This is a genomic window from Pararhizobium sp. P1_E7 (assembly GCF_056405855.1).
In genome coordinates, this window is record NZ_JBFUBH010000013.1 from 19,919 (window position 1) to 36,260 (window position 16,342).

The window sequence follows — 16,342 nt, forward strand, 5'->3', positions numbered from 1 at the left end:
TCGACACTGGGRCCACGATGGTTAACGAAGCCCCTAATGGAACTGAACAATTCTAGTGTTCTGGTCTTAGGGCTTTGTTTAAGCAATTACATTATCATGCACTAAATTTCAATCGTAAGTTGAAAATTACGATCTCCACCTCCCGGCGCATCGAGCGTTCCAAACCAGCGAAACACGCGGCAACCCCAGCTTTTCAGCCCCGGCGATTGACTTTCGCGGCTCTTTGCTCTTATAAGCCGCCCACGTCCGGACAAGTCCCCTTGCGCCTTGCGCGATGCCATGTCCGGAACGTAACGCTCCCTTGCTAAGAAGCAAACCCAAGAAGGGCCGCACACCGCGGTATTAAAATAAATGACGAAGCGTACCTATCAACCGTCCAAGCTTGTTCGCAAGCGCCGTCACGGCTTCCGTGCACGTATCGCCACCAAGGGTGGCCGCAAGGTTATCGTTGCCCGCCGGGCACGTGGCCGTAAGCGTCTGTCGGCTTAAGGCCGTCTGGCGCGTGCCGCGTCTTCGCGCACTAATCTTCGCGAAACCTGCATGCGCGGCTTCACGGCGCCGGAGCATCCTTCAAACGTCCCTGTGGACGCTGGATGCTCCTGCTCCAGGAAGGAGCGCGGGCGAATGACATCACCCAAGCCTAAATCAACTGCCGGGCGGCTGAAAAGCCGGCCGCAGTTTCTTGCCGTGCGCAAGGGAGAGCAGCGGAAGGGCCCGTTGTTTCTTCTGGAAGTTCTTGACCGTGGCGAACGTGACCGCGGCGAGCCGGAAACCGGCCCGCGTGTCGGCTTCACCGTCACCAAGAAGCATGGCAATGCCGTCGAACGCAACCGGATGCGCCGGCGCCTCAAGGAAGCCGTTCGGCTTTCCGCCGGATTTGCAATGAAGCCCGGACACGACTATGTGATTGTCGCCAGACGCGACCTTTTGAACGCGCCCTTCGAGCGGATCGGCAAGACCCTCTGCGAGCGGATCGAAAGCAAGCAAAAATATTCACGGCCCCCGGCCGGCTCCAGGAAAGAATGATGGAAAAAAACCGCAACTACTTCGTGGCGATCGGGCTGTCAGTGCTCATCCTGATTGCCTGGCAATTTCTCTATGTGAACCCGAAGATGGAGAAAGAACGGATTGCGGCGGAAGCCCAGCAGAAGATCACCCAGCAGAACCAGCCGGCAGCAACGCCCGCTGTTTCCGGACAGGCACAGCCGGCCCAGGGCGCAGTCCCCGGCGCTGTTGAAACCCGTGACCAGGCGATCGCCAAATCGGCCCGTGTTTCCATCGACACGGCAGCGCTGAGCGGCTCGATCAACCTGACCGGCGCGCGCTTCGACGACCTGAAGCTGAAGGAATACCACGAGACCGTCGATGACAAGAGCCCGCTGATCACCCTGTTCAGCCCCTCGGACACGCCGGAAGGCTACTTTGCCGAAGTCGGCTATATCGGCGACGCGGCAACCGGTACCGTTCCGGGCCCGGCCACCGTATGGACGGTCAAGAGCGGCGACAAGCTGACGACTGCAACTCCCGTTGTTTTGACCTTTACCAACGAGAAGGGCGTGGTTTTCACCCGCACGATCTCGGTCGATGAACATTTCATGTTCCAGATCGCCGACACGATCAACAATGGCAGTGGGGCTCCGGTATCGCTCTCCACCTACGGCCGCGTCACCCGCTTCAACAAGCCGACAACCCCGAGCGTCTACGTTCTGCACGAAGGCTTCATCGGCGTGATCGGCGAACACGGCCTGAACGAAATTGCCTACGGCAAGGTTGAAAACGACGTTCCGGTCAAGCACGAAAAGGCAACGACCGGCTGGCTCGGCATCACCGACAAGTACTGGGCCGCAGCGATCGTTCCGCCGCAGACCCTCGCCTACGAATCCAAGTACGAGCACTTTACCGACGGCCGTCCGCGCTTCCAGGCCGACTACAAGCAGGATGCCGTAACGGTTGCGCCCGGCCAGTCCACGGACCTGAAGACCCTGGTTTTTGCCGGCGCCAAGCAGGTGCCGCTGGTTGGTGGCTACGAAAAGACCTATTCGATCCCGCAGTTCGACCTGTTGATCGACTGGGGCTGGTTCTACTTCATCACCAAGCCGATGTTCAAACTGATGGACTTCTTCTTCCGTTATTTTGGCAACTTCGGCGTTGCGATCCTTCTGACCACCATCGTCGTCAAGGCCCTGTTCCTGCCTCTCGCCAGCAAGCAGTACGCTTCGATGGCGAATATGAAGAAGGTTCAGCCAAAGATGGAGGAACTGAAGAAGAAGCACGGCGACGACCGCATGGCGCTGCAGCAGGCTATGATGCAGCTCTACAAGGACGAAAAGATCAACCCGATCGCCGGCTGCTGGCCGATCCTGTTCCAGATTCCGGTGTTCTTCGCACTCTACAAGGTGATCTACGTCACCATCGAAATGCGCCATGCGCCGTTCTTCGGCTGGATTCAGGACCTGTCGGCGCCGGATCCGACCTCGCTGTTCAACCTGTTCGGCCTGCTCCCCTACGCCGTGCCACATGCGTTGATGATCGGCGTCTGGCCGCTGGTCATGGGTATCACCATGTTCCTGCAGATGCGCATGAACCCGACGCCGCCGGACCCGACCCAGGCGATGTTGTTCACCTGGATGCCGCTGGTCTTCACCTTCATGCTGTCCAGCTTCCCGGCCGGTCTGGTCATCTACTGGGCCTGGAACAACACGCTGTCGATCATCCAGCAGGCGTTCATCATGAAACGCCACGGCGCCAAGGTCGAACTGTTCGACAATCTCAAGGGATTGTTCGCAAAGAAGCCGAAACCGGCCGAATAGGCCGCAAAGCGCCCGCGCCGAGCATCGGTAGTCACCCAGTCAAAGGCCCCGGATCACATCCGGGGCCTTTGTCATTCTGGCTCAGAGTTGGGTTCAGGCGGCAGCACGCGCTGCTTGGGCCGCCGCGGCCTGGGCACGCAGCAGGCGGCGCTCTTCCTGGGTCACGCCGTCATAGCCCCAGGCATCGGCCTCAATCTCATCGACGACGACATAGGTCGCAACCGGCAGGTCTGGCCCGAGCACTTCCTTGAACATCGCCGCCACCGCAGCCACAAAGCGCGCCTTTTCCTCATGCGTATTGGTGCCGCGGGTCACCTTGACATCGAGATGGGCGGCAACCGGAACCGGTTCGCCGCCGACCGTCCAGCTTCCGGGCTCGGCCACATCGACCCGGACGGCGGTAACTTCCGGCCGCTTGCGCATGATATCCACCATGAAGCCGGTGGCCTGCTGCTGCAGCCGCTGCTTTTCGCGTGCGCCGATATGGGCGCCGGCAACCTGGATATGAACGAAGGGCATGTGCGTTTTCCTTTCCTGGAATGTGTTGACGCGTTGAGACTACTGCTGCACATTAGTTTTGAAAAATTGGAACTTCTGAACAATCAGTTTGGCAAAACAGAATGGTCTTACCCGTCAATATCGACATGGACGTGCTGCGAACCTTCGTCACCGGGATCGATCTTGGCAGCTTTGCCAAGGCCGCCGATCGCCTTGGCCGCTCCCCGTCCGCCATCAGCCTGCAACTGCGCAAGCTGGAGGAACAGGCGGGCCAGACATTGTTTCAAAAGCAGGGGCGCGGCCTGGCGCTGACGGAGGCCGGCGACATCCTGATCGGTTATGCCAGGCGCATCCTCGACCTTAACGACGAGGCGCGCAGCGCCATGACCGGACTTTCGGCCATGCAGGGCTGGGTGCGGATCGGCCTGCCGCAGGATTTTGCCGAGACCTGGTTTCCGGGCCTGCTCGGCCGCTTTGCCCGGGCGCACCCCAAGGTGCGCGTCGAAGCCCGCGTCGATCGCGGCTCGGCACTGGCGCAGGGCGTCGAGCGTGGCGACCTCGATCTGGCGGTGACATGGGGCCGGATGGGGGACACGCATGCACAGATCATCGCGACGCGGCCCGTCGTCTGGATCGGCCCGGACGGGTTTACGCTGGACACCAGCGAACCGCTGCCGCTGATCGCCTTCGATTCCCCTTGCGCGTTTCGCAGCGCCGGTCTTGAGGCGCTTGACCGTGAAGGGATCGAATGGCGGCATGCCTTTGCCAGCCCCAGCCTTGGCGGCCTGTGGGCAGCGGTGACCGCAGGTCTTGGCGTGACATTGCGCACGGCCGAAGGCGTGCCGCCGCATCTGCGGGTGCTTGATCCCGCCACATCCGGGCTGCCCGCCCCTGGCCGTATCGAGCTTGCCCTGCACCGCTCCAGCACCGAACAGAGCCCGGCCATCGCACAACTGCAGGCGCTGCTCATCGAGGCGATCACCGCCGGCTGAACCCTTTCAGGGTTAAATGGAAGCAGCACCTCAAGACGACGGCGCCACCGCTGTGCTGCAAGGTTTGCGACAGTCCTCTGTCGCGAATACCGGCGCCTGCCGGCCGGTCGGCTTTTACATTACAGTCACAGCAACCGGATTCTCGCCATGTCGCAGCCCTCCACACTGCAGCAATCCGTAACCACCGGCCAACAAACCGCGACGCAGGGCGCAGCATTGGTGCTCGGCTCGGCCATCGTCTGGAGTTTTGGAGGCACGCTGGCGCGCTTCCTGTCGATCGAGGATGGCTGGACCATCGTTTTCTGGCGCTCGTTTTTCGCAGCCCTCTTCCTGATCGGGTTCATGCTCGTGCGCGATGGCCCGCGCGGCACCGTCGCGCTGTTTCGCAATATGGGCTTGCCGGGTATCGCTGTCGGGCTGTGTTTTGCCACCGCCTCGACCTCGTTCATCCTGGCCCTCGCCTTTACCACCGTCGCCAATGTCGTTCTCATCCAGGCCGGCGTGCCGCTGATTGCGGCGCTGATCGGCTGGATCGTCTTTCGCGAACGCGTCTCGCTTTTGACCTGGCTTGCCATCGCCGCCGTCATTGGCGGCGTCGCCATCATGGTGTCGGATTCCATGAGCGGCGCGGTCTCGCCGATCGGCGATGCGCTGGCCATCCTGATCGCCTTCGTCTTCGCGCTCGCCACCGTCATTACCCGCAGGTACGCCCATGTGCGCATGACGCCGGCCGCCTGTTTCGGCACCATCGTCGCGGGTTCAGTTGCGGCGATCATGGCGTCCGGTCTCAGCGTCACGCTACCGGAACTCGGCATCCTCGTGACGTTCGGCGCGCTGAACTTCGGCCTTGGCCTGGCCTTCTTCGTCACCGGTGCCCGGCTGATCCCGTCGGCACTCGCAGCCCTGCTCGGCACCGCCGAGACGATCCTTGCGCCGCTCTGGGTCGCTCTGATCCACGGCGAGATCCCGAGCCTCAACACGATCTTCGGCGGAACGATCGTGCTCATCGCCCTCCTCTCCTATCTCGGCATCGAGATGTGGCGGCAGCGGCGCGCGGCCGCCTGAGCAAATTTGCGAAATTCGCGAGTTTTCTTGACATGGCGGCACAAAACCGTGAAGTCCTGAACAAAAGCCAAGGACAGGACCGCCATGACAGACGTTACGCCGCAGGACGACAAGCCCCTTTTCGGGCGGCCATGGGTATTCATCCGCGGCGTGCCGTCGATGAAGTTCCTGCCGCCGGAAGGCCCGCTGGAAATCGCCTTTGCCGGCCGCTCCAATGTCGGCAAGTCGTCGCTGATCAACGGGCTGGTGGGGCAAAAGGGTCTTGCCCGCACGTCGAACACGCCGGGCCGCACCCAGGAACTCAACTATTTCGTGCCGGACGGCTATTCCGGCCAGCCCGGCGACCTGCCGCCGATGGCGCTGGTCGATATGCCCGGCTACGGCTATGCGCAAGCACCGAAGGAACATGTCGACGCCTGGACCAAGCTGGTCTTCGACTATCTGCGCGGCCGCTCGACGCTGAAGCGCGTCTACGTGCTGATCGACAGCCGCCACGGCATCAAGAAGAATGACGACGACGTGCTGGACCTGCTCGACAAGGCGGCCGTGTCCTATCAGATCGTGCTGACCAAGACCGACAAGATCAAGGATCCCGCGGTTCCCCGGCTGATTTCCGAAACGCTGGAGAAGATCAAGAAGCGGCCGGCGGCCTTCCCGGAAGTGCTTGCGACGTCGTCCGAGAAAGGCATCGGCATGGAAGAGCTGCGCGACGCCATCCGCGTCGCCATTTCAACCTGATTGCCGCTGTCACACTACACTGTCATGAAATGTGCTCTATCTCCGCGCACGGGGCGGCCTTCAGGCCAACTCGATACGTCAAGCGTTCAAGGAGAAAACACATGTCCGATCTGATCGTCGTTGGTTTTGACAACACCGGCGAAGCCGACAAAGTGCTTCTGAAGCTGAATACGCTGAGGAAGGAATATCTGATCGATCTCGAGGATGCCGTCGTCGTCGTGCGCGACGAGAGCGGCAAGGTCCACCTGAAGCAAAGCATGAACCTGACCGCAATCGGCGCCACCTCGGGGCTGCTCAGCGGTTCGCTCTGGGGCGGCCTGGTCGGCCTTCTGTTCCTCAATCCGCTGGCAGGCTTTGCCATCGGCGGCGCGATCGGTGCCGGTACCGGTGCGCTTTCGGGCTCGCTCGCCGATTACGGTATCGATGACGACTTCATCAAGTCGCTGGGTGACACCATTCCCAACAATTCCTCGGCGCTCTTCATCCTGGTGCGCAAGATCCAGCCGGAAAAGGTGCTCGCCGAACTCTCCGGCCTGCGCGGCAAGGTGCTGAAAACCTCGCTTTCGCCGGATCAGGAAGCCAAGCTGCAGGCAGCGCTTTCCGGCGCCCAATCGGCCGCTCCGGCCCCGGGTACCCTGTAACGGCGATCAGGCAGCCGGCGCAGGCGAAAACGTCATTGCCATTCCGTTGATGCAATGGCGCATGCCGGTCGGCTGCGGACCGTCGTCGAAAATATGGCCGAGATGCCCGCCGCAACGGCTGCAGTGACATTCGGTGCGGGTCATGAACAGCGACGTGTCTTCACGCGTGCCCACCGCCTTCGGCAGCGCCTCCCAGAAGCTCGGCCAGCCCGTGCCGCTGTCATATTTCGCGTCCGACGAATAGACCGGCAGATCGCAGCCTGCGCAGTGGAAGATGCCCTTGCGCTTTTCGGTGTTGAGGGCGCTGGTGAACGGCCGTTCCGTGTCCTCGTGGCGCAGGATCCGGTACTGCTCGTCGGTGAGGATGGCCTTCCATTCCGCATCGGTTTTCGTCACTTCGAAAGTCTCGGCGGCGATCGCCACTGGCCCAAACCCGCGAAACGCCGCGGCAGCGGCGATGGCAACTCCGGAAAGAAGAAAGATGCGGCGGCTTGTCATGGTGTTCTCCCGTCTGCCGAATGGCCTCGGCAATTCCAGACAAGCTAATGCGGCGTTTGTCTTGCGGCAAAACAAATGCCGATCAATCTCGCGTGAGCAGCAGCTTGAATACGATGTAAAAAGGCCACCGGTGAGTGAAAACCGGTGACCTTGAGGCCGGAGAAGTCCCGGCCGGGGCCGAAAATGCGTTGACGGTGCATCCGGCACCCAAGCCACTAGGGCATGTATCCGGTCAGGACTTCGGCAGCAGAACCTTGTCGATCACATGGATGACGCCGTTCGACTGCTTGACGTCGGCGATGGTGACTGTAGCGACGCCGCCGGTTTCGTCGGTCAGAGTGATCTTGCCGCCGTCATCCCTGGCTTTGAGAATGCAACCGCCGGCCGTCTTGACGTCATGGGTGCCGCCATCGTCCTTGACCATCTTGGCAATCGCCGCGGACATGGCATCGGCCGCCACGACATGGCAGGTCAGCACCTTGGTCAGCATCTCCTTGTTTTCAGGCTTCAGCAGCGTATCGACGGTGCCGGCCGGCAAGGCTGCGAACGCTTCGTTGGTCGGGGCAAAGACCGTGAACGGGCCCTTCCCCTGCAGCGTTTCGACGAGACCGGCAGCCTTGACGGCGGCGACCAGCGTCGTGTGATCCTTGGAGTTGAGGGCGTTCTCGACGATATTCTTGTTGTCATACATCGGCGCGCCGCCGACCATCGGATTTTCGGCATGCGCAGCAAAAGCGCCTGCAGTCAGTATCGAAGCAACGGTGACCGTGCGCAGCATGGAGTTGAACATTTCTATTCCTTCCTGTTGATCTCGCGGACCCGCGAAGGCGGGCCTCTCCCAATTTTCTGAAATTCATGTTCTCTGCGCAGAGGACAAGGCAAGGAACGGCAGGGACGGGGAAAGAGTTTCAGGAAAAATACGAATTCTTCAAATATTTGATTTTTATGATTTTATGACAATCCATCGATCGAAAAAAATGCTGCGCTCTTTCGTGCGCAGCATTTTGTAAGTAAGGGCTAACGTTATCGGCGATCGATTGCCTAAGGCTGGCGTGTCTTTCCGGCCGCGACCACGGGACCGGTTACCGTTCCCGTCGGCGATCCTCCAAATGGCTCGACACTGACTGCAAGCGTCACGCCTGCACCGAACTTCGAACGCAGCTCCAGCGGAATGATGATTTCGCCCTCGCCCGTCTGCGGCAGAATGCCGAGAGACCTGGCGGGGTTATCCCCCTCGATCAGCCACAGTTCCAGCGATTTGGCCTCGGCCTGCTTTGCAGCGACGGGCGTGATTTTCAGCGCGCCGTTGCCGGCATCGTATTGCGCAAGCAGGTTGATCGTCGCGCTGGCATCGCCGGTCAGCTCGGCCACCAGCGGCTTCGTCTGGCTCGTCGGCTTCAGGATGCCGGAGGAGAATGTCACAACGGTCACCAGACCTGCAACCGATGCCAGTGTCAGCACGCGCCAGAACACCAGCGAACGCCAGAACCCGCCCGCAGCGACGGCCGGTCTTGCCTGCTCGGCAAACAGCCGGCGCTCGACGGAGGCCAGCACCTGCGGTGGTGGCGCAATCGGCTCATAGGCGTCATCGAAGGACGTGAGATTGTTCTGCCAGTGATTGACCATTGCGGCGAAAGCGCCGTCGAGCACCATGCGCGCCTCGACCTTCCGGCGGTCGTCGGCGGACAGAACACCCAGCACATATTCGCCCGCAATCACCTGGTCGCGACGGGAATCTCCGCTTTCGGGGTTCTGTGTGGTCATCGCTCCATGCACTCTCTGAGTTTCAACAGGCTGCGGCGCAGCCACGTTCGCATCGTATTCAGTGGAACGCCGAAAAGCCCGGCCAGTTCCTCGTAGCTCAACCCCTCGACATAGGCCTTGCGCACGGCATCGGCACGGTCTGCCTCGAGTTCGTTCATGCAAGTGTCGATCCGGCGGCCCTCCGCCGCATTGATGGCGGTTTTTTCCGGGTCCGGCGCAGAATCTGCCAGATCATATGCCTCGTCAATCGTGTTTGCCACTGGCTTTCGCGCCCGCAGATGATCGATCGCGTGATTACGCGCAATCGCCAAAAGCCATGACATCGGATGGGTGCCGCCGCTCACGTAGCGGTCCGCCCGCTGCCAGATTTTGATGTAGATTTCCTGCAGAGCCTCTTCCGCTTCCGCCCGGTCTTTCAGGATACGGACGCAAATGGCAAAAAGTTTCGGGCTGGTCTGCCTGTAGAGAGCGGAGAAGGCGGCGCGATCTTTCAGCGAAACCCTGCCGATCAGCGTGGAAATGTCGTCTATGGCCATCGATGTTTCCGGTCCCCAGCCCGTCAGCGGCAAACATAGGGCACAAGTTCGGGGATAAAAGGGACACGCGTCAGATAAAACCGGCTGCGGCCTGCAATGTCACACCGGCTTTATCTTTGCCACGGATCATTCCCTCCACCGGGAACTTGCGCTAAACAGCACCCGGCTATTTTCAGAGGTGTTTCCATGTCCGCATCCGAAAGCGAAATCCAGGCAAATCTTCTCGCCAAGGCGCTGCCCTATATGCAGCGCTACGAGAACAAGACGATCGTCGTCAAATATGGCGGCCACGCCATGGGCAATGCCGAGCTTGGCAAGGCCTTTGCCGCGGATATAGCACTTTTGAAACAGTCCGGCGTCAATCCGATCGTCGTCCATGGCGGCGGCCCGCAGATTGGCGCGATGCTGACCAAGATGGGCATCGAATCGAAATTCGAAGGCGGCCTGCGCGTCACCGACCAGAAGACGGTCGAGATCGTCGAAATGGTGCTGGCCGGTTCGATCAACAAGGAAATCGTCGCGCTGATCAACCAGACCGGGGAATGGGCGATCGGCCTCTGCGGCAAGGACGGCAACATGGTGTTTGCCGAAAAGGCCAAGAAGACCATCAAGGACCCCGACAGCAACATCGAGCGTGTTCTCGACCTCGGTTTCGTCGGCGAGATCGTCGAGGTCGACCGCACCCTGCTCGACCTGCTTGCGCGCTCCGAAATGATCCCGGTCATCGCCCCGGTTGCGCCTGGCCGCGACGGCGCGACCTACAACATCAACGCCGATACCTTCGCCGGCGCCATTGCCGGTGCGCTGAACGCCACGCGCCTGCTCTTCCTCACCGACGTTCCCGGCGTCCTCGACAAGAAGGGCGAACTGATCAAGGAGCTCTCCGTCGCGGAAGCCTATGCGCTGATCAAGGACGGCACGATTTCCGGCGGCATGATCCCGAAGGTCGAGACCTGCATCGAGGCGCTTGCCCGCGGCGTCGAAGGCGTCGTCATCCTCAACGGCAAGACGGCCCATTCGGTGCTGCTGGAAATCTTCACGGAGCATGGTGCGGGAACGCTGATCGTTCCGTAAACGGTAACAAGCGGCGGTATTTGGTTTGGATCAGAGCGGCAGGCGCCGTCGAAATGGCCCCGCTTCCCTCATTCCTGTCCTCGGGCTTGACCCGAGGGATGTCACAGGAATCCAGCCCCGCGACGTCCGTCGCGTGAGCGGGGTCTTTTCAGCGGCGCAGACGCGCCGCCGCCGGGGCTGAGGTTCCCCGCTCCCAAAACCGTTCAGCAGGCCGCGGGCACTCCTCGTAAAGCCCACTTTAGCGTCCTTGATAAACCCCGCTCGCCTCGCCCTTCAGCCACTCGATCATCGCCCGGTACGGCCCCGGCCCGTAGCTGACGCGCGCAACGCCGAGCCCGGCCAGCGCCTTCACATCAGCCATGCCCGGCCGCATCATGACATTGACCGGCAACGACACCGCCTCGCAGACCCGGCCAACCAGATCCGGGTTCGACAGTCCTGGGACGAAGAAGCCGCTGGCACCGGCCTGCGCATACGCCGCCGCCCGCTCGATCGCCTCGTCCACCAGCGGCGCGTGCCGCATGGGATCGGAGAGTTTCAGGAAGAGATCGGTGCGGGCATTGATGAAGAACGGAATGCCCTTTTCGTCGGCCATCGCCCGGATCGCCTTGATCCGCGCCGCCTGCGCCTCGATCGTATGCAGTCCGCTGCCGCCGACCACCTGATCCTCGAAATTGATGCCGACTGCGCCGGCATCGATCACCCGGCCGGCGTTGAGTGCCGCATCTTCCGCGCCGTCGGCATAGCCGCCTTCGAAATCGATCGTCACCGGCAGATCGGTCGCGGTCACGATGCTGCGGGCAATGTCGACGAGTTGCAAAAGCGGGATTTCCTGTCCGTCGCCATAGCCATTGGCGGCGGCCACCGACCAGCTTCCGGTCGCCAGCGCCTTGGCCCCCGCCCCGGCAACGGCCTTGGCACTGCCGGCGTCCCAGATGTTATAGAGCACCACCGGATCGCCCTTGCGATGCAGGTCGGTAAACGCCTTTGCCTTGTCCGTCTGGTTCATCGTCTTTCCTCCGAAAACAATTCCAGTAGACTTCATGCCTCAACGCCACTGCTTGCGCCAGATGCGGCCGTCCGATTTCACGGATCTGTTGAGGTTCGTGCCTCGCACCATAAATGAGGCTCTAAATCACCAGCAGCATCACCACGCCAAGCACGATCAGCAGGCAGCCGATAACCTCCAGCTTGTTGATCCATTCGCGGAAGATGAACACGGCCGATGCAAAGGTGAACAGCATTTCCACCTGCGCCACCACCTTGACGATCGCCGCCTGCTGCAGCGTCATCGCCATGAACCAGCCGAACGAGGCCGACGCGCCGGCAAACCCGACCAGCAGGCCCGGCCGCCAGGCGGCGATCACGCGCTTCAATTCCGCCGGCTCGCGGATCAGGATCCAGGCAAGCATCGTCGCGGTCTGCAACAGGATGACGAAGCCAAGCGTGAAACTCGCCTGCATGACGAAATCCGGCTCGGGCAGGCTCGGCGCCAGCGCCAGCGACGCGGACCGGTAAGACACCGCCGACAGGCCGAAGAACGTGCCGGACAGCAGCCCTATTCCCGCCGTCCGGGTGAAAACCGATGTCACCAGCGATCTGACGCTGAGCGGCGTGCGCGCCACCGAGATGATCATCACCCCGACGACGGAGATGGCGATAGCAACCAGCGTTCCCCGGCTTGCCGCCTCGCCGAGAAAGATCAGCCCGAACAATGCCGCCTGCGCCGGCTCGGTGCGCGAATAGGCCGTTCCGACTGCGAAGTTGCGGAAGGAAAACAGGTGCACAAGAAGGAAGGTCGCAGCGATCTGCGACAGCCCGCCGACCACCGCCCAGAGAAAGAAATGCCCATCTGGAACCGGCAGCGGCCGGTCGAAACCGCGCCACAGAATCGTGAGATAAAACAACGCGAACGGCACGCCATAACCGAAGCGCACGAAGGTCGCTCCGGTCGTACCCATGACACCCTTCAGGTGTTTTTGTATGGCGGAGCGGATGTTCTGCAGGAAGGCAGCCGCGATGGTAATGACGATCCAGGTTTGCATCCCTGCGGGCTACCATGCCCGGGGCCCGGAATCCATCGCCCCGCGTCGTACAACCGAACCATTGTCGCCTTTGAGCAACAAGGCTGCTCCTGTTTCCATCGCAAACCTGTGACAACCGGGCTCCAACCTTGCACAGCTCATGCGCCGGGTTAGCTTTCTCAGCACAATTTCGACCAAGGACGCCTGATGCCCGACCTGCACTATGAAGAGCCATCGCTGGCGGAACTCTACGATCTCGACAGCGGCTGGTCGAGCGACCGGGATTTCTATCTGGCGCTGGCCGGCCAGAAGTCCAGACGCGTTCTCGATCTCGGCTGCGGCACCGGGCTGCTCTGCGATGCCTATGCCGCTCAGGGCCACGCGGTCACCGGCGTCGATCCGGCCAAGGCCATGCTCGATATCGCCCGGCAGAAGCCCAACGGCACGCGGATCGAATGGGTGCAATCTTCAGCGCAGGATTTCCATTCGCCCAAACGGTTCGATCTGATCATCATGACCGGCCACGCCTTCCAGGTCTTTCTCGAAGACAGTGATATCCTTGCGGCCCTGGCAACGATGCGCCAGCATCTTGCGCCGGGCGGCATGATCGCGTTCGAAAGCCGCAACCCCGCCATCGACTGGCCGGCCCGCTGGAACCGGGATGCCGATCTTGAAGCCGATGGACAAACCGTCCGCCAGTCGCGCCGGGTCTCACACATGGCCAACCGCCGCATTGCTTTCGATACCCGTTATGCGATGGCCGGCCGCACACTCGTCTCCTCCAGTGAGTTACTCTTCCTGCCGCGGGCGGAGATCGAAGACCGGCTGACAGCTTCCGGCTTGCGGGCCGAAGCCGTTTACGGCGGCTGGCTGCTGGAGCCCTTCGACGAAGCCTCCTCCGAGGAAATCGTCTTCATCGTCAGGGCGGCCTGACCGGCGCGACATATTTCCCATTTGCGTCCGCCGCGACCCATGGCATAACGCGCCCATGACACAGCTCGACCGCCTGCCGACCAAAGCCGATTTCGCCCATGTCACCGACTGGGTGTTCGATCTCGACAACACGCTCTATCCGCATCACGTCAATCTGTTCTCGCAGATCGACCGCAACATGACGGCCTATGTTGCAGCCCTTTTGACGCTGGACCCGGTTTCGGCCAAGGCGCTGCAGAAGGAATATTACCGCGATCACGGCACCACGCTGCAGGGCCTGATGATCCATCACGGCATCGATCCCAACGATTTCCTACAGAAGGCGCATGCGATCGACTATTCCGTCGTTCCGGCCGACCCGGCGCTTGGCGAGGCGATCAAGGCGCTGCCGGGCCGCAAGTTCATCTTCACCAATGGCAGCGTCAAGCACGCCGAGATGACGGCGCGGGCGCTTGGCATCCTCGACCATTTCGACGACATTTTCGATATCGTCGCAGCCGAATATGTGCCGAAGCCAGCCGGCGACACCTATCACAAGTTCATGAGCCTGCACCGGGTCGACACCAGGCACGCCGCGATGTTCGAGGACCTGCCGCGCAATCTGGTCGTGCCGAAGATGCTTGGCATGAAGACGGTTCTGCTGGTGCCGCGCAATTTCGAATATGAGTTTGCCGAAGCCTGGGAGAAGACCGAGGATGGCGATGCCCAGGTCGATTACGTCACCGAAGACCTGACGGGCTTCCTCAGACGGCTTGTATCAGAAGGCTGATTTGCCGTGTCGAAACACAGTTTCGACACGGAAAGTCCCCTTACTATCAAAGGCTTGAACTACCAAAGCTTAACTGCGCCCCGGCCAGCCAACGGCCGGGGCGTCTTTCTTGTTCGCAGATCACGCCCCGGACGGCGGCGCAAAGCGGATCGCACGGCGAAAGTGCGGATAGCTCCAGTCCAGCACCAGCATCACCACCAGCGAGAGACCGACAAGCGGAAAGATGATGCCGCCGATGGCCAGAAGCGCGATCAGGCCGCGAAACACCCGCTTGTCCGCCGGCATCGGCGGCACGCCGAGCGAGCCCTTCGGCCGGCGCTTCCACCACATGACCGCAGCCGAAACCGCCAGCAGGACGATGGCCATGCATGCGGCGAGCAGCACCAGTTGGTTCACGAGCCCGAACTCCTGCCCCATGTGAACATTGATGCCCCATTCCAGCGCCTTGCCGAGCGGGCCGTAATCGGCATAGCTCATATCGATCAGCGGCTCGCCGCTATACTGGTCGAGATGCACCACCCGCTGCTCAGACACATCATCCGGATAGACGGAACCGGTATAGACGCCTTCCGGCTTCATCGGGATATTCACCGCATAACCATCATGCAGACCGAGCTTGTCAAAGATGGCGACGGCCTGATCGAGACTGATTGCCGTTGCGCCATGCCCTGACGACTGCGGCACCTGTGCCTGCTCCAGCGACCACGTGGTCTTGGCAACATGATCGAGATGGTCGCCGGACATCGGCACGGACGTGCGCACGCCGGCCGGATAGCCGAAATTGCTGCCATTCGCCCATTCGTTGACCTTCTCGCCCCAGACTCCGGACCAGGGCATGCCGGTCACCGCCAAAAAGACGATGAAGAAGCCGACGAAGATGCCGCTGACCGCATGGGTATCGCGCCAGAATACCCGCCGTTTCGGCGTGCCGCGCACGCTCAAGACCCCGCCCGTCTGACTGCGCGGCCACCACAGATAGATACCGGTGGCGACCAGAAGCACCGACCAGCCCGCGGCGATCTCGATCAGCGCCCGCGCAAACGAGCCGAAATACTTGAGACTGTGCAGGGTGCGAATGGTCCACATGATGGTACCGCGATCGGGAAGCGTCCCCAGCACCCTGCCGTCATAGGGGTTGACGTAAACTGCCAGCTTTCCGGCCGCTGGCGTGCTGACGGTGATCTCGGCAGAACCCGCCGGTGAAGGCGGATCGATATACTTGACAGCCTTGCCGGGATAGGCGGCAAGCGCTGCCGCAACCATCGCCGACGGCGCGGCCGTCGCACCGCTTTCCTGAATTTCGACGCGTTTCAGGTCGGCGTAAACAAGACCATCGAGCTCGTCGCGGAACAGGTAGAGCGCGCCGGTGACGGCAAGCGTGATCAGGAATGGCAGGACGAGCAGGCCTGCGTAGAAATGCCAGCGCCAGACAGCGCGGTAGAGATCGGACGGCGAACGCACCGCAATAGCGGCGCTGACGCGGCCGATGGTAAAATCGGACATGAAGTATCTCCAGATGAGCGAAAATGCCGGCCGGCGCGAGGCGCGCAGCCGTGATTGACTACGTCATGCGGAGATGGTCGGAGGAGCCCTGGCTTCAGCGAAGAAACTGCGAATGGCGGCCCGGGGCGCAGACTTGGCCGCGAAATAGATTTCGGCCGCGCCGCTGAAGACAGGAGCAGCGATGTCTACGGAACGGCCGGGCAGCGCCGGCGTGTAACCCGCCGCCAGCTGACAGAGCGTGGCGCACAGGTCGTGGGCGGCCTTGTCCGGCCCACCATCGGGCAGGCTGTGTTGCGGCCCGTCCTCGTGCGCGATGCAGAGGATATTGAACGGATCGACGGCAGCGCTTGCCATCGTTCCGTTGGCGACACCGGCCAGAAGCCCCTGCATCAAAAGCATGGCAGCGAACAGCACCGCAATGGCGCCGGCCGACACTCTATCTCTCAAGACAAGCCGCAGGGTTTTCATGAAGGCTCATTGCCACAGCAGCGGCCGCC

Annotated in this window: 19 protein-coding genes; 10 read left to right on the forward strand and 9 right to left on the reverse strand. The window is 61.5% G+C overall.

The genetic code is table 11. From position 1 onward, the window contains the following. The first annotated feature begins 351 nt into the window (after positions 1–351). The 3 genes from rpmH (at position 352) to yidC (ending at position 2,810) form a co-directional block, all read left to right on the forward strand. Positions 352–489, forward strand: coding sequence for a 50S ribosomal protein L34 (rpmH, locus tag AC1D17_RS15000; RefSeq protein ID WP_037104763.1), 138 nt, complete (start codon positions 352–354; stop codon positions 487–489). Between the two features lie 135 nt (positions 490–624). Continuing rightward, positions 625–1,026: a ribonuclease P protein component gene (gene rnpA / locus AC1D17_RS15005; RefSeq protein ID WP_477566190.1), complete on the forward strand. Its 402-nt coding sequence runs from the start codon at positions 625–627 to the stop codon at positions 1,024–1,026. After that, on the forward strand, positions 1,026–2,810 hold the full coding sequence (gene yidC / locus AC1D17_RS15010) for a membrane protein insertase YidC (RefSeq protein WP_477566191.1): 1,785 nt from the start codon (positions 1,026–1,028) through the stop codon (positions 2,808–2,810). Before rnpA ends, yidC begins: the two co-directional genes overlap by 1 nt. A 93-nt stretch (positions 2,811–2,903) precedes the next feature. On the opposite strand, the gene AC1D17_RS15015 is transcribed toward yidC, so the two are convergent. After that, positions 2,904–3,329, reverse strand: coding sequence for a tautomerase family protein (locus AC1D17_RS15015; RefSeq protein ID WP_477566192.1), 426 nt, complete (start codon positions 3,327–3,329; stop codon positions 2,904–2,906). Between the two features lie 101 nt (positions 3,330–3,430). Between AC1D17_RS15015 and AC1D17_RS15020 the strand changes: the two genes are divergently transcribed. The 4 genes from AC1D17_RS15020 (at position 3,431) to AC1D17_RS15035 (ending at position 6,744) form a co-directional block, all read left to right on the forward strand. Continuing rightward, positions 3,431–4,300: a LysR substrate-binding domain-containing protein gene (locus tag AC1D17_RS15020; protein WP_477566193.1), complete on the forward strand. Its 870-nt coding sequence runs from the start codon at positions 3,431–3,433 to the stop codon at positions 4,298–4,300. Positions 4,301–4,447: 147 nt separating this feature from the next. Further along, complete coding sequence (locus AC1D17_RS15025) at positions 4,448–5,365, forward strand: DMT family transporter (protein ID WP_477566194.1); 918 nt, start codon at positions 4,448–4,450, stop codon at positions 5,363–5,365. Positions 5,366–5,449: 84 nt separating this feature from the next. Continuing rightward, positions 5,450–6,103: a ribosome biogenesis GTP-binding protein YihA/YsxC gene (yihA, locus tag AC1D17_RS15030; protein WP_477566195.1), complete on the forward strand. Its 654-nt coding sequence runs from the start codon at positions 5,450–5,452 to the stop codon at positions 6,101–6,103. Between the two features lie 101 nt (positions 6,104–6,204). Continuing rightward, positions 6,205–6,744, forward strand: a complete 540-nt coding sequence (locus AC1D17_RS15035; RefSeq protein ID WP_477566196.1) for a DUF1269 domain-containing protein — start codon at positions 6,205–6,207, stop codon at positions 6,742–6,744. Positions 6,745–6,750: 6 nt separating this feature from the next. Here the strand turns inward: AC1D17_RS15035 and msrB are convergent, their stop codons facing one another. The 4 genes from msrB to AC1D17_RS15055 form a co-directional block, all read right to left on the reverse strand. Then, positions 6,751–7,242: a peptide-methionine (R)-S-oxide reductase MsrB gene (gene msrB, locus AC1D17_RS15040; protein WP_477566197.1), complete on the reverse strand. Its 492-nt coding sequence runs from the start codon at positions 7,240–7,242 to the stop codon at positions 6,751–6,753. A 232-nt stretch (positions 7,243–7,474) separates the two neighbouring features. Beyond that, on the reverse strand, positions 7,475–8,032 hold the full coding sequence (locus tag AC1D17_RS15045) for a fasciclin domain-containing protein (protein ID WP_477566198.1): 558 nt from the start codon (positions 8,030–8,032) through the stop codon (positions 7,475–7,477). Between the two features lie 251 nt (positions 8,033–8,283). Next, a complete protein-coding gene (locus AC1D17_RS15050; RefSeq protein ID WP_477566199.1) occupies positions 8,284–9,006 on the reverse strand; it encodes an anti-sigma factor in 723 nt (240 codons plus the stop codon). After that, positions 9,003–9,542, reverse strand: a complete 540-nt coding sequence (locus AC1D17_RS15055) for a sigma-70 family RNA polymerase sigma factor (protein ID WP_477566200.1) — start codon at positions 9,540–9,542, stop codon at positions 9,003–9,005. Before AC1D17_RS15055 ends, AC1D17_RS15050 begins: the two co-directional genes overlap by 4 nt. Before the next feature lie 186 nt (positions 9,543–9,728). Here AC1D17_RS15055 and argB point away from each other — a divergent pair, with 186 nt between their 5' ends. Next, positions 9,729–10,616, forward strand: a complete 888-nt coding sequence (gene argB / locus AC1D17_RS15060; protein ID WP_264220746.1) for an acetylglutamate kinase — start codon at positions 9,729–9,731, stop codon at positions 10,614–10,616. Positions 10,617–10,854: 238 nt separating this feature from the next. Here argB and AC1D17_RS15065 read toward each other — a convergent pair whose 3' ends face one another. Together AC1D17_RS15065 and AC1D17_RS15070 are read right to left on the reverse strand one after the other, a co-directional pair. Further along, complete coding sequence (locus AC1D17_RS15065) at positions 10,855–11,625, reverse strand: isocitrate lyase/PEP mutase family protein (RefSeq protein ID WP_477566201.1); 771 nt, start codon at positions 11,623–11,625, stop codon at positions 10,855–10,857. Between the two features lie 121 nt (positions 11,626–11,746). After that, complete coding sequence (locus AC1D17_RS15070) at positions 11,747–12,661, reverse strand: EamA family transporter (RefSeq protein WP_477566202.1); 915 nt, start codon at positions 12,659–12,661, stop codon at positions 11,747–11,749. Positions 12,662–12,847: 186 nt separating this feature from the next. Between AC1D17_RS15070 and AC1D17_RS15075 the strand changes: the two genes are divergently transcribed. Together AC1D17_RS15075 and AC1D17_RS15080 are read left to right on the forward strand one after the other, a co-directional pair. Next, entirely contained in the window at positions 12,848–13,573 is a 726-nt protein-coding gene (locus AC1D17_RS15075; RefSeq protein ID WP_477566203.1) for a class I SAM-dependent methyltransferase, read from the forward strand. 55 nt (positions 13,574–13,628) lie between these two features. After that, positions 13,629–14,342, forward strand: coding sequence for a pyrimidine 5'-nucleotidase (locus AC1D17_RS15080; RefSeq protein WP_477566204.1), 714 nt, complete (start codon positions 13,629–13,631; stop codon positions 14,340–14,342). A gap of 120 nt (positions 14,343–14,462) precedes the next feature. On the opposite strand, the gene AC1D17_RS15085 is transcribed toward AC1D17_RS15080, so the two are convergent. Beyond that, a complete protein-coding gene (locus AC1D17_RS15085) occupies positions 14,463–15,845 on the reverse strand; it encodes a PepSY-associated TM helix domain-containing protein (RefSeq protein WP_477566205.1) in 1,383 nt (460 codons plus the stop codon). A 63-nt stretch (positions 15,846–15,908) separates the two neighbouring features. Beyond that, a complete protein-coding gene (locus AC1D17_RS15090) occupies positions 15,909–16,313 on the reverse strand; it encodes a hypothetical protein (protein ID WP_477566206.1) in 405 nt (134 codons plus the stop codon). Positions 16,314–16,342 lie beyond the last annotated feature (29 nt).